We start from the raw sequence: 13504 nt of genomic DNA, 5'->3' as shown, positions 1-13504 counted from the left end.
GAACGGAAGTCCGGCAATACTATCACCCCGGCACCGGCATCAAGGCGTGATGCGCAGGTAGTCCACGTCCGCGTAGCTGCCCGCCGCCCCGGTCGCGAACAGGCCGACCTGCGTCCCGACCCAGCGGCCCATGGTGGCGTCGAATGGCGCACCGAGCTGCGTGAAGCGCAGGCCGTCCGCGCTGTACCAGAACGCGACGCGGGCGCCGGCCGTCACGTGCATGCGCAGGTGGGCCGCGAAGCCCGGCAGTTCCGCGCCCAGCTCCTCGACGCACTTGCCGTCTTGAGCACAGCGCACCAGGACCATGCGCGGCTTGCCCTCGACGCGGCGCAGGCCGAACCACTGGCTGGCCAGGCCCATCGTGCCGAGGCCGACCTGGTCGCCGTCGCGCTGCGCCTGCAGGTCGACCTTGGCGGTGACGCCGAAGGCGGGCGCCGGGAACTTCTGGGTCAGCACCGAGGGCAGCGAGCGCACCGGCATCTCCGGCTGCGCGAACAGGCGCAGATGGCCCGGACGGGCGTCGAGCGCATACCAGCGGGAATCCGGGTTGGCTGCCCACTGCCACTGCGCCCCCAGCGCCTTGCCATCGAATTCATCGCTCGTGGCCGGCACGCGTTGCGCGAATCTTCCCGCAACCGGCTTGGCGTGCTCCAACACCGGCTGGCCCACTCCCGGCTTGCTCGACGGCTCGCCAATCAGCGGCCAGCCATCCTCCCAACGCATCGGCTGCAGGTGCACCACGCGTCCGTAGGCGCGTTTGTCCTGGAAGTGGAAGAACCAGTCGCTGCCCTGCGGCGTCCTGACCCAGGCGCCCTGGTGCGGTCCGTTGATGCTTGTCGCGCCCTGCTCCATCACGATGCGCGACTCGTAGGGGCCCTCGATGCTGCGCGAGCGGAACACCGATTGCCAGCCATGCTCGACGCCACCCGCGGGTGCGAACACGTAGTAATAAGCGTTCGCCTTGTACAGCTTCGGTCCCTCCAGCGTGCGGTAGCCGGGCAGCTTGTCGCCGTCGATGACCACCTTGCCTTCGCTGTCGAGCAGGCTGCGGCCATCGGGCGCCATCTTGCGCAGCGTGAGCACGTTGTTGAACCCGGCCCGGCTCTTGGCCCAGGCGTGGATCAGGTAAGCCTTGCCGTCCTCGTCCCACAGCGGGGCCGGATCGATGATGCCCTTGCCCGGCAGGAGCAGGTGCGGGGCGCTCCAGGGACCCTTGAAGTCTTTCGCGGTGGTGACGTAGATCCCGTTGTCGGGGTCGGGATAGAAGATCCAGAATTTACCGTCGTGGTGGCGCAGGGACGGGGCCCACACGCCCTTGCCGTGCTGGGGCGCGGCGAACTGTGCGTCCGGCACCAGTTGGGGCAGCGCATGGCCCTGCAGCTCCCAGTTAACCATGTCTTTCGAGACCAGGAGCGGCAGGCCGGGCGCGTTGGCGAAGCTCGAGGACACCATGTAGTAGGTGTCGCCGACGCGGATCGCGTCCGGATCGGAATAATCGGCATGCAGGATCGGGTTGCGGTAGCGACCGTCGCCGAGGTCGGGCGACCACGGCGCGCGTGCCGTGCTTTTGTCGAGCCCGGGGCCAAGTACGCGCTCGAGAAACGCCGCCATCGCGTCGACGGTGGGCGACACCCAGGGATCGAACAGCCAGAACGAATGCGGGGTACCGGCCAGCGCCACGGTATCCGAATGGATGCCGTGCGAGGCCAGCTTGGCCGCCATCGCCTCGCGTCCCACCGAGAAGCGCGGCACGCTGCTGGTGATGAAGAGAACCGGCGGGCTGTTCTTGCCCACATGATTGATCGGCGAAGCCTCGCGCCACAGCGCTTCCGTCTCGGCGTAGCGGCCGCCGAACCAGGCGCCGGCCGCGGACGGGTTCTTCTTCGGATCGTCCTCGTGCCTGCGTGCTTCCTCCGAGGTGAAATCGGACAGGCCGTCGATGTTCACCACCGCACGGATGGCTTGCGGCTCGAGCATGCCGACCAGCGAGGCGATCTGGCCGCCGGCCGAACCGCCGGCAATCGCGACCCTGGCCGGGTCGATGCCATGGCTGCCCGCGCCCTTGCGCAGCCAGCGCACGGCTTCCTTCACGTCCTCGATCGCGGCCGGGTAGCGCGCCTGTCCGGACAAACGGTAGCTGACGGTGGCGGCCGCGTAGCCGCGTGCGGCAAGGCGCGCCGCCAGCGGCGCCATGTTGGTCCGCTCGCCGGTGCCCCAGCCACCGCCGTGGACCAGGATCACCAGTGGCGCCGGCTTGCCGCCCGGGCCGGGCAGGTAGAGGTCGAGCCCCAGGGACAGGTCGCCGCGCCGCGCATACTCGAGGTCCTTGCGCACCTGGACCGGGGCCGGCGCCTCGGCGCTGGCGATGCGGATGTCGGGATAGTCGCGCACCAGCTTGCGGTAGGTGGTGTCGGCGTTGTACGGCGCCTGGGCGAAGGCCGCAGTGACCGTCAGTGCCAGCAGCAGGCCGAAAGGAGCCCGCCTCACAGCGCCGCTCCCCGGAACACGCAGCGGCGGCGCAGGCTCGCGCCCGGCGCCAGCACCGTCAGGCCGGGATAGCGCGGCAGGTTGTGCGCATTGATCGGGTGGTCCACCGGTTCGAAGCAGAAGAAATCGCGTCCCGGCGGAACGTAGAGGATGAAGTAATCCATGTCGGCCTGTACCTCCAGTGCAAGGCCGCGTTGCGGCCAGGTGATACGGGCGGCGCCATGCCAGCCCTCGAATACGTTGTCGACGCCGTTCTGCGGCAAAGGTGCGGGGCTGCCGAAGCGCCACTCGGGCGGGATGTCCTGGCGCGCCAGCGGCAGCTTGTCGGGACCGGCCATCCAGACGCTGTTGGCGCCTGCTTCCAGCCGGGCGCCCTGGGGATCCGGCATCCACGGATGCAGGCCGATCCCGAAGGGCAGCGCACTACGGCCCGCATTGCGCACGCTGAGCTCCACCACCAGCGCATCCTTGTCCAGGATGTAGTGCAGCTCGGCCGTGTAGGCGAAGGGTTGCGCATCCCGGCGGTCCAGGCTCAGGGTGAGGGAGGTATCGTGGTGGGCGGCGACGCGCCAGGGCTGCTGCCAGCCGTCGCCGTGGATCGGGCAAGGCTCTCCGGCCCGGTTCGGGGCGGGCACGTGGCGCTCGCCTTCGAAGGCAAAGCCGGAGGGCGCCATCCGGTTCGACCAGGGCAGCAGCGGGAAGCAGGCCAGTTGGCCGGGCAGCGGCGTGTCGTTGGCGTCCGGCGGCAAGCCGCGCAGCAGGGGCCGCGCCTGGTCGCCGTCCAGCCAGTCCAGCCGCGCCAGGCCGCCCCCGATCTGCGGAACGATCTCGGCCAGCAGGCGCTCGTTACGCAGTGTGAGGCGTTCCAGCACGGCTCTGCTCACCGATCAGTATTGCGGGCCGTCGAGCAGGAACTTGCCGCCCTGGTACATCGTGGTGACGTCGTCCTTGGCCGGGAACTCGGAGGTGTCCGGGAACAGGTGGGCGAACTTCGACGAGCTGTCCTTCGGCTTGTAGCCCAGGTGCGAGGCCAGGCGGTTATCCCACCACACGCTGTCGTTGTCCGACATGCCGTAGACGATGGTGTGGCCGACGCGCGGCGCGAACAGCGCGCAGCGCAGCATCTCGGTCAGGTCGTCGTAGGAGAACCAGGTGCTCATCATGCGCTTGTTGGCCGGCTCCGGGAAGCTCGAACCGATGCGGATGCAGACGGTCTCGATGCCGAAGCGGTCGAAGTAGTAGCGCGCGATCTGCTCGCCGAAGACCTTCGACAGGCCGTAGTAGCTGTCCGGGCGGGTCGGCGAGTCCGCATCCAGCACGGTGTTGACGTGGTGGTAGCCGATCGCGTGGTTCGAGCTGGCGAAGATCACGCGCTTGGTACCGGCCTTGTGCAGGGCTTCATACAAATTGGCCACGCCCAGGATGTTGGCCTGCATGATCGGCTCGAAGGGCTTCTCGGTGGAGATGCCGCCGAAGTGCAGCACGGCGTCCACGCCTTCAAGCAGCTTCAGTACCGCTTCCTTGTCGGCCAGGTCGCACTGGACGATCTCTTCGCCCTCGCGCGCTTCGCCCATGTCGGCGACGTCGGACAGGCGCACGACCTCGGCCCAGGGCTTGATACGGTCACGCAGCACCTTGCCGAGGCCACCGGCGGCGCCGGTCAGCAGGATGCGTTTGAAGGGCTTGCCCTTTGCTGCTTCAGTCATTGCTAAAACTCCTCATTCGTCAGGTCACCGGCGCAGGATTGAACAGCGCCAGCGCATTGTGCAGTTTCCAGTGTTCGGCCCAGGTCTTGCGCCCGCTGGCCACGTCGAGGATCAGGCGGAACAGCTCCCAGCCCACGTCCTCGATGCTAGCCTCTCCGCTGGCGATGCGTCCGGCGTTCACGTCCATCAGGTCGTGCCAGCGGTTCGCCAGTTCGGTGCGGGTGGCCACCTTGATCACCGGGACCGCCGCCAGGCCGTAGGGGGTGCCGCGGCCGGTGGTGAAGATGTGCACGTTCATGCCGGCTGCCATCTGCAGGGTGCCGCAGATGAAATCGCTGGCCGGGGTGGCGGCGTAGATCAGGCCCTTCTGCTGCAGCTTCTCGCCCGGCGACAGCACGCCGGTGATCGCCGTGGTGCCCGACTTGACGATCGAGCCCATGGCCTTTTCCACGATGTTCGACAGGCCGCCCTTCTTGTTGCCGGGCGTGGTATTCGCGCTACGGTCGACGCCGCCGCGCACCAGGTAATCGTCGTACCACTGCATCTCGCGCACCATCGCCTGGGCCACTTCCGGGGTGGCGGCGCGCGCGGTCAGCTGGTCGATACCGTCGCGCACCTCGGTGACTTCGGAGAACATCACGGCGCCGCCGGCACGCACGATGAGGTCGGTGGCGAAACCGACGGCCGGGTTGGCGGTCACGCCCGAGAAGGCGTCGCTGCCGCCGCACTGCACGCCGACCACCAGGTCGGAGGCCGGGCAAGTGACGCGCTGGCGCGCGTTCAGCAGCGCCAGGTGCTTCTCGGCGGTCTGCATCAGGTTGTCGATCATCGACATGAAGCCGACGTGCTGCTGGTCCTGCAGGGTGATCACCGAAGGTTCGGCATTGCCGATCGGGATCGAGCCGGCCGGGAACAGGCGCGCCGGCGGCAGCTTCTCGCAGCCCAGGCTGACAACCATGACGTGGTCGCCGAAGTTCGGGTTTTTGGAGAGGTTGCGGATGGTCTTGATCGGGATGTCCGCACCCGGCGCGTCGATCGCGACGCCGCAGCCGTACACGTGCTCGAGCGCGACCACGTCCTCGACGTTCGGGTAGCGCGGCAGCAGCTCTTCCTTGATGCGCTTGACCGCGTAGTCGATCACGCCCGAGACGCACTGCACGGTGCTGGTGATCGCCATGATGTTGCGGGTACCGACCGAGCCGTCCTTGTTGCGGTAGCCCTCGAAGGTATAGCCTTCGAGCGCTTCGGTCACCGGGCGCGCATGGGTACCGATCGGCAGGTCGTCGAGCGAGCGGGCCGCGGGCATGCGCAGCACGCGTTCCGACACCCAGCTGCCGCGCGGGATCGCGCCGTTGGCATAGCCGATGATCACGCCGTAGCGGATCACCGGGTCCCCATCGGCGAAGTCCACCAGTGCCACCTTGTGCCCCTGCGGGACCCCTTCGACGAGCGTCAGGCCGTCCGGGAAAACGGTGCCCGCGGGCAGTCCGCCGTCGTTGACGACGATGGCGACGTTGTCGCTGGCCTGCATGCGGATTGTGCGCGGAACTTGGGTGTTCATGGTGTGGTGCCTTGGTCGGTAGGTTCTTTTTCAGTATGCCATACACTACGGGCAGTGGCTAGTCCACATTGCTATTTTGGTCGGACCAAATTAGAATGGCCTGACCAATAAGTAGTCAGATAGTAGCTAGACGTATAAGTCAGACAAATCCGCCCGACTGGAGACATATGAAGACCTCGCTTCTGGCAGCCTCGCTTGCCACCGTTCTTGGCTGCGCACTCGCTTGCGGCCCCGCCCTGGCCCAGGGTGGCCACTACCGCAACACCGACAACAAGAACCTGCTGGACCACTCCGAAGGCACCTATCCGGTGCCATACAAGAAGCCGGTGGTGGCGGAAGTGACGGCCCAGCTCAAGGCGATCCGCGGCTACATGGACCAGGCAACGCCGACCCGCATCATCAACAGGAAGACCGGCGACCAGATCACCGACCTGAAGACGCCGAACGCCGACGCCATCTTCGAACCCAGCGCGGGCGACTACGGCATCCAGGTGTACGAGATGGGCGTGGTCCACTCGGGCCTCCTGAAGGCAGCCGAAGCGACCGGCGACAAGAGCTTCACGGCGATGAGCCAGCGCCACTTCCAGTTCTTCTCCCAGACCCTCCCCTATTTCCGCGCCCAGGAACAGAAATTCCAGCTCGACCGGGCCAACAGCTTCGCGCGCTTCCTCGCCCCGCACTCGCTGGACGATTCCGGCTCGATGTGCGCCGCCCTGATCCGCGCGCGCGCGGCCAAGGTCGGGCCGGACCTCAAGCCCATGATCGACACCTGCAGTGACTGGGTGATCAACAAGCAGTTCCGCCTGGAAGACGGCACCATGGCGCGCAAGCGCCCACAGGAAGTGTCGCTGTGGGGCGACGACATGTACATGAGCATTCCCCTGCTGGCCGAGATGGGCCGCATGACGGGCGATCGCAAGCACTTCGACGACGCCGTCAACAACGTCATGGGCATGAGCAAGCGCCTGTTCAACCCGCAGAATGGCCTGTACACCCACGGCTGGCACGCCAACCATCCGGACGCGCCGCGCTTCTACTGGGCGCGCGCCAACGGCTGGGCGGTGCTGGCCATGTCGGACCTGCTCGACGTGCTGCCGAAGGACCACCCGGGCTACCAGCCGGTGCTGAACCAGCTGCGCGCCGCGATCAAGGGCATCGCCGAACTGCAGTCGGGCACCGGCCTGTGGCACCAGATGATCGACCGGAACGACTCCTACCTCGAAACCTCGGCCAGCGCCATGTTCACCTACGTGATCGCGCACGCGGTCAACCAGGGTTGGGTCAGCCCGACCACCTACGGCTCGATCGCGCAGGCCGGCTGGGTGGGCCTGTCGACCCGCATCACCGCCAAGGGTGAAGTGGAAGGCACCTGCGTCGGCACCACCCTCGCCGGCGACATGGTCTATTACTACAACCGCCCGACCAGCGCGCACGCGCTGCACGGCTACGGCCCGACGCTGCTGGCCGGCGCCGAGATCATCAAGATGATCAATAACCCGGCTATCGATATCCAGCACAAGGTTCGCACGTATCATTACGTGCCCAAAGGGGGCAAGACCGACTACAACAAGCATCAGCAATGATGCGTTCATCACCGAGTGAAGCCATGAAACGACTGATCCTTGCAGCGGCCGCATTGTCCACCAGCGCCGCATCGCTGAACGCCTACGCCTTTGACAAACTGGCGGTGACCGTGCAGCACGACCTGTCCATCGCACGTCCGTCCGAGACCATCTCGATTCCCTGGAGCGAGGTCAACGCCGCCCTGCCGGGCGCCCTGATCCAGAAGATCGCCGTGAAGGACGCCAAGGGCCGTGTGCTGCCCTACCAGGTGACCAACGTGGCGCCGCTGTCCAAGGATCCGGAGAACAAGGGCATCGCCTACGGCGAGCTGCTGTTCCAGCACAGCTTCGCCCCCGGCGAGAAGAGCGCCAGCTTCACCGTCGAGAAGATCGACACGGTGGCGCCGGTGTTCGCCCAGAAGGCCTATGCCCGCTACGTGCAGGAACGCCTCGACGACTTCGCCTGGGAAAACGACAAGGTGGCGCACCGCACCTACGGCCCGGCCCTGGCCGCGCCCTCCCCGGCCGGCATGAACAAGGAAGTGCTGGTGACGAGCGGCCTGGACCTGTGGTTCAAGCGCGTGCCTTACCCGATCATCGACCGCTGGTACAACAAGGGCCATGACCACTACCACGAGGACGAGGGCGAGGGCATGGACATGTACCAGGTCGGCAAGTCGCGCGGCGCCGGCGGCACCGGCGTGTGGGACGGCAAGCAGCTGTACACCAGCGTGAACTACGCCTCGTGGAAGGTGCTGGCCAACGGCCCGGTGCGCGCGGTCTTCGAGCTGCACTACGCCGCCTGGGATGCGGCCGGAAAGCCGGTCAGCGAGGTCAAGCGCTTCACGGTCGACGCGGGCCGCCAGCTGGACCGCATCGAGAGCACCTTCCAGTTCGAAGGCAATGATCCGATCACGGTTGCCGTGGGCCTGAACAAGAATCCGAGCGACAAGGGCCAGGACCCGGTCATCGCGGTCAAGCGCGAAGGTCCGGTGCTGCTGCAGTGGATCGAGCAGAAGAGCAATGGCGCCTTCGGCACCGCGGTGGTGCTGCCGGGCGCGGAAGGCTTCACCGAGGACAAGCTGAACGAGCTGATCCTGGCCAAGGCCACGTCCGGCAAGCCGCTGCGCTACTACGCCGGCGGCGCCTGGAGCCGCGCCGGCGACGTCACCACGCTCGCCCAGTGGCAGCGGCTGGCGCAGGACACCGCTGCGCGCGACGGCAATCCGGTGCGCGTGATCCTCGCAAAGCCGGCCAAGTCGGGCAAGTGAGGTGACGATGCGCTTCCAGCCCCGCCGCCGCGCCCTGCTGCGCACCGTTCCCGCCGCCGGCCTGCTGCTCGCCGGCGCCGGCTGCGCCACCTCCTCCAGCAATAAGGCCGCAGGCGATCCGTGGCAGCGCGCCGCCGACATCGTCGCGCGCTTCGCCACCCCGCTGCGCTTCCGCGAGGAAGACTTCCCGATCACCGCCTTCGGCGCCAAGCCCTGCTCGATGGTCGAGGTCAAGGGACAGACCGCGTCCCTGGTCAACGGCGTACTTCGCACCCCGGCCAAGGGCTCGCCCGACGCCTATCCGGCGATCACGGCGGCCATCGCGGCCTGCCACGCCAAGGGCGGCGGCCGGGTCGTGATCCCGGCCGGCGACTGGTACTGCGCCGGGCCGATCGTGCTGCGCTCCAACGTGCACGTGCACCTGGCGGCAAACGCGCGCGTGCATTTCTCGGCCAACCCGGAACACTATGCGCGCCACGGCGAATTCGACTGCGGCGCCAACGGCAAGCTGACCCTGTCGCGCTGGCAGGGCAACGACGTCCTGAACTACTCGCCGCTGGTCTATGCCCACAACCAGACCAATATCGCGCTCACCGGCGCCGACTGGACCAGCATCCTGAACGGCCAGGGCGGCGTGCCTTTCGAAGACAAGCCGGACGAGTGCTGGTGGGATTGGAAAGGCCGCGGCACGCCTGCGCGCACCCGCACCGAGATCGCGCCGAACCCGGCCAATCTGTCGCTGGACAAGGTGATGCCGAACCTGCCCGAGGCGCAACGCGCCCTGATCCAGGGCGAGGGCTGGCAGACCGATTCGCGCTACCTGCCGGCCCTGTCGGAGGCGGGCGTGCCGGTGGCGCGCCGCGTGTTTGGCCACGGCCACTTCCTGCGCCCGTGCATGATCGAATTCATCGGCTGCAGCAAGGTGCTGCTGCAGGGCTACCAGGTGAATGCGGCGCCGTTCTGGCTGCACCACCCCGTGAACTGCCGGGACCTGGCGATGCGCGGCGTGAACATGGAAAGCCTGGGCCCGAACAGCGACGGCTTCGACCCGGAGGCCTGCGACGGCGTACTGGTGGAGGAATGCACCTTCAACAACGGCGACGACTGCATCGCGATCAAGGCCGGCAAGAACCTCGATACGGGGTTCGGGCCGACGCGCAACATCGTGATCCAGCGCTGCATCATGAACAGCGGCCACGGCGGCGTGACCCTGGGCAGCGAAATGGCCGGCGGCATCGAGCACGTGTACGCGCAGCAGCTCGAGTTCCGCAACATGCACTGGGCCAAGAAGCCGCTGAACACCGCAATCCGCCTGAAGACCAACATGAACCGGGGCGGCTTCCTGCGCCACCTGTACGTGCGCGACGTCACCCTGCCGAACGGCGTCAGGATCGAGCCGATGATGTACAAGCCGCTGCCGGGTGCGAAGGAAATCACCCAGCCGGTGGCCTCGACCGCGGGCGCGATCATCACCATCGACTGCGACTACGTGCCGGGCGACGACGCGGTGCGCACCCGGCCGCCGCAGGTGTCGGACATCGTCATCAGCGGTGTCCGTGCCGGCAACGTGGACACCGGCTCCGGCAAGTTCTCGTGCTACCAGGCCTTCGTGCTGCTCGGGCCCGTGGCGTCCAGCTTCAACGGACCGGCCGGCACCCCGATCCTGCCGATCCAGCGCATGCGCATCAGCGATTCGGACTTCGGCACGCCGAAGAACGCGGCCCAACCCTGGTTCCTGCACAACGCCACCGGCATCACCCTGGACCAGGTCACCATCGGCGGCAAGCTCTACAACACGACCCTGTCGTCCAGCAATCCCTAATCTGGGAGAGGTCAGGCCGGTTCATGTATTTATTTGAATTGGCCTGACCACATCTGTCAATATTGCCGTAAAATCTAGAAACTGGCCTGACCAGATCTAGATAAAAAACGCAATGGAGACAGCATGAAACAAGCGCCGCGTGCCGCCTTACGCCAACTCACCCTGTGCCTGCTCGGCACTGCCTCGGTGTCCACCCTGTCCATCGGTGCGGCTTTCGCCCAGGACGTCCCAGCCTCCCAGCCGCAACAGATCCAGACCGTCCAGGTGACCGGCCTGCGCGCCTCGCTCGAGAGCGCGCTGAACGCCAAGCGCGAAGACAACGGCATCGTCGACGTCATCAAGGCGGAAGACATGGGCAAGTTCCCGGACACGAACCTGGCCGAGTCGCTGCAGCGCGTGCCGGGCGTGGTGATCGACCGCGACGCCGGCGAAGGCCGCAACATCACGGTGCGCGGCCTGGGCCAGGACTTCACCCGCGTGCGCATCAACGGCATCGAGGGCCTGGCCACCACCGGCGGCACCGACAGCTCGGGCGGCACCAACCGCGGCCGCGGCTTCGACTTCAACGTGTTCGCCTCCGAACTGTTCAGCTCCCTCACCGTGCGCAAGAGCTCCTCGGCCGACGTCGACGAAGGCTCGCTCGGCGCCACCGTCGACCTGCAGACCCTGCGCCCCTTCGACCTGAAAGGCTTCAACGCCACCATCGCGGCCAAGGGCAAGTACAACGACGGCTCGGAAAAGATTGACCCGCGCGTGGCCTTCATGCTGTCGAACACCTTCATGGACCGCACCCTCGGCGTGCTGGTCTCGGGCGCATTCTCGAAACGCCGCGTGCTGGAAGAAGGCTTCAGCACGGTGCGCTGGGATAACGGTCCCTCATCGGGCGGCTGGTGCGCGCCGCAAGGCGTCGCCAACAACCCAGTCAACTCCACCGCCACCACCTGCGGCCCGGCGGCCCAGGGCGTGCCGCGCCTGCCGGCGTCCGCAGCCGCGACGGAAGCCTACAACGCCGCCAGCAGCGCCGGTAACTTCCACCCGCGCCTGCCACGCTACGGCCGCCTGACCCACGACCAGGACCGCCTGGGCCTGACCGCTTCGGTGCAGTGGCGCCCGCAGCGCGGCACCCTGCTCACCTTCGACATGCTGTACTCGAAGCTGGATGCGACGCGCCAGGAAGACTTCCTGCAGGCGATGTCCTTCAGCCGCAGCGCCGCCCAGGGCGGCAAGCCGCAGATGAGCGTGGTCGAAGCGCAATACGCGCCGAACGGCGCACTTCTGTATGGTCGCTACAACGGCGTGGACATCCGCTCGGAATCGCGCTTCGACGAACTGAACACCACCTTCAGCCAGCCGACCCTGACGCTGGAACACAAGTTCAGCGACACCTGGAGCATGAGCGCCAAGGTCGGCCGCGCGAACTCGAAGTTCCGCAATCCGGTGCAGACCACCGTCACGCTGGACGCGCTGAACGTGAACGGCTACACCATCGACTTCCGCGGCAACGAGCGCCTGCCGGCGATCAGCTATCCGTTCGACCCGATGGCAAGCAACGGCGCGCTGGGCATCATCGGCGTGCCGGCAGTGGCCAGCGGTACCCAACCCACCACGGTGCCGAACACCACTACCAGCGAGATCCGCATCCGTCCGCAGGGCGCGACCAACGTCAACGACGTCGGCCAGTTCGACCTGGCCTGGGAAGCCAGCGAGCACTTGAGCTTCAAGGGCGGCGTGAATCGCAAGAAGTACGAGTCGGACACCTACGAATTCCGCCGCGTGAACCAGAACGACACGATCTTCGCGCCGGCGGCAGGATCGAGCGGCCTGACGACGACCGTCAGCGGCTTCGGCAAGGGCCTCGACATGCCGGCCGGGAACGCGACTGGCTGGGTGATCCCGAACCTGCGCGCCATCGCGGCCGCCTACGACATCTACTGCAACTGCATCAAGGCCGGCCCCGCGGGCGGTCCGGGCGACTTCACCCTGTCGTCGATCACCAACGGCAATGCGCGCGGCAACAACCGCACCGTCACCGAGCGCGACGACGGCTTCTACCTGATGGGCGAGTTCAAGTACGACCTGTGGGACATCCCGCTGCGCGGCAACTTCGGCGTGCGTCACGTGAAGACCGAGCTGGAAGCGATCGGCTACCAGGCCGCCGGCGGCGGCACCGCGGTGAAGGTGAACCACGAGTACAAGGACACCCTGCCTTCGATGAACATCGCGGCCAACCTGACCCGCGACTTCATCGTCCGCTTCGGCGCGGCCAAGGTGATGACCCGTCCGCAACTGGGCTTCCTGTCGCCGGGCGGCACCATCTCGACCACCGGCACCCTGACCATCAACACCGGCAACCCGCTGCTGAAACCCTTCCGCGCCAAGACCTTCGATTCCAGCTTCGAGTACTACTTCGGCAAGAACGCCTTCGTGGGCCTGGGCCTGTTCCAGAAGAACATCGACACCTACATCCAGTCGCTGCGCACCAACGTGGCCTTCCGCGAGACCGGCCTGCCGCTGTCGCTGCTGCCGGCGAACTTCAGCGGCGACGAGCAGTTCCAGGTGACCGCCCCGATCAACACCGATGGCGGCAAGCTGAAGGGCTTCGAGCTGAACTACCAGCAGCCGTTCACCTTCCTGCCGGGCTGGGGCCGCAACTTCGGCACGGTGCTGAACTACACCAAGGTGAGCTCGAAGATCGAGTATGCCGTCTCGCCGACCAGCAGCGAGCGCATCGTCGACGACCTGCTGAACCTCTCGCCGAAGTCCTGGAACGCGACCTTCTACTATGACGACGGCAAGTTCAGCGCACGCGTCTCGGGCGCCAAGCGTTCGTCCTTCCTGACCCGCGTGCCGGGCCAGAACAACAACGACGTCGAGGGCAAGAACGAGACCTTCAACGTGGACGTGTCGCTCTCGTACAAGTGGAACGAGCAGCTGGAATTCACGCTGGAAGGCGTCAACCTGACCAACGAGCCGAACGACCAGTTCATCAGCCGCGCGCGCAACAGCGTGGTGGTGAACAACGTGACCGGACGCGAGTTCCTGGCGGGGCTGCGCTACAAGTTCTGATTTCTTCCTCTCCTCTCCTTGGGAGCTTT

General features: G+C 66.7%; 8 protein-coding genes. 4 read left to right on the top strand and 4 right to left on the bottom strand.

What is annotated here, in order from left to right:
* Window positions 1–39 precede the first annotated feature (39 nt).
* The 4 genes from B2R83_RS10015 to garD are packed head-to-tail and all read right to left on the bottom strand — an operon-like array spanning window position 40 to window position 5754.
* Entirely contained in the window at window positions 40–2487 is a 2448-nt protein-coding gene (locus tag B2R83_RS10015; RefSeq protein ID WP_292040657.1) for a family 43 glycosylhydrolase, read from the bottom strand.
* Window positions 2484–3359, bottom strand: coding sequence for an aldose 1-epimerase (locus B2R83_RS10010; RefSeq protein WP_292040655.1), 876 nt, complete (start codon window positions 3357–3359; stop codon window positions 2484–2486). Before B2R83_RS10010 ends, B2R83_RS10015 begins: the two co-directional genes overlap by 4 nt.
* 15 nt (window positions 3360–3374) lie before the next feature.
* Complete coding sequence (locus tag B2R83_RS10005; protein WP_209587215.1) at window positions 3375–4193, bottom strand: NAD-dependent epimerase/dehydratase family protein; 819 nt, start codon at window positions 4191–4193, stop codon at window positions 3375–3377.
* A 19-nt stretch (window positions 4194–4212) separates the two neighbouring features.
* A complete protein-coding gene (garD, locus tag B2R83_RS10000; RefSeq protein ID WP_209587214.1) occupies window positions 4213–5754 on the bottom strand; it encodes a galactarate dehydratase in 1542 nt (513 codons plus the stop codon).
* Between the two features lie 167 nt (window positions 5755–5921).
* On the opposite strand from garD, the gene B2R83_RS09995 reads away from it, so the two are divergent.
* The 4 genes from B2R83_RS09995 (at window position 5922) to B2R83_RS09980 (ending at window position 13475) form a co-directional block, all read left to right on the top strand.
* Window positions 5922–7337, top strand: a complete 1416-nt coding sequence (locus B2R83_RS09995; RefSeq protein ID WP_292040646.1) for a glycoside hydrolase family 88/105 protein — start codon at window positions 5922–5924, stop codon at window positions 7335–7337.
* Window positions 7338–7360: 23 nt separating this feature from the next.
* Complete coding sequence (locus B2R83_RS09990) at window positions 7361–8587, top strand: DUF4861 family protein (protein WP_036213162.1); 1227 nt, start codon at window positions 7361–7363, stop codon at window positions 8585–8587.
* 7 nt (window positions 8588–8594) lie between these two features.
* Window positions 8595–10409, top strand: coding sequence for a glycoside hydrolase family 28 protein (locus tag B2R83_RS09985; protein WP_292040643.1), 1815 nt, complete (start codon window positions 8595–8597; stop codon window positions 10407–10409).
* Between the two features lie 123 nt (window positions 10410–10532).
* A complete protein-coding gene (locus B2R83_RS09980; RefSeq protein ID WP_292040642.1) occupies window positions 10533–13475 on the top strand; it encodes a TonB-dependent receptor in 2943 nt (980 codons plus the stop codon).
* Window positions 13476–13504 lie beyond the last annotated feature (29 nt).

This window comes from Massilia sp. UBA6681, from assembly GCF_002454935.1.
Taxonomy (GTDB): Bacteria; Pseudomonadota; Gammaproteobacteria; order Burkholderiales; family Burkholderiaceae_D; genus Telluria; species Telluria varians.
The sequence above is the reverse complement of the archived record's forward strand: the minus strand, read 5'-3'. Positions and strand labels throughout refer to the sequence as shown.

Bases quoted from the DNA above. Each gene is read 5' to 3' on its own strand.
- B2R83_RS10005 (WP_209587215.1), bottom strand. From the start codon at position 4,193: ATGACTGAAGCAGCAAAGGGCAAGCCCTTCAAACGCATCCTGCTGACC.
- garD (WP_209587214.1), bottom strand. From the start codon at position 5,754: ATGAACACCCAAGTTCCGCGCACAATCCGCATGCAGGCCAGCGACAAC.
- B2R83_RS09995 (WP_292040646.1), top strand. From the start codon at position 5,922: ATGAAGACCTCGCTTCTGGCAGCCTCGCTTGCCACCGTTCTTGGCTGC.
- B2R83_RS09990 (WP_036213162.1), top strand. From the start codon at position 7,361: ATGAAACGACTGATCCTTGCAGCGGCCGCATTGTCCACCAGCGCCGCA.
- B2R83_RS09985 (WP_292040643.1), top strand. From the start codon at position 8,595: ATGCGCTTCCAGCCCCGCCGCCGCGCCCTGCTGCGCACCGTTCCCGCC.
- B2R83_RS09980 (WP_292040642.1), top strand. From the start codon at position 10,533: ATGAAACAAGCGCCGCGTGCCGCCTTACGCCAACTCACCCTGTGCCTG.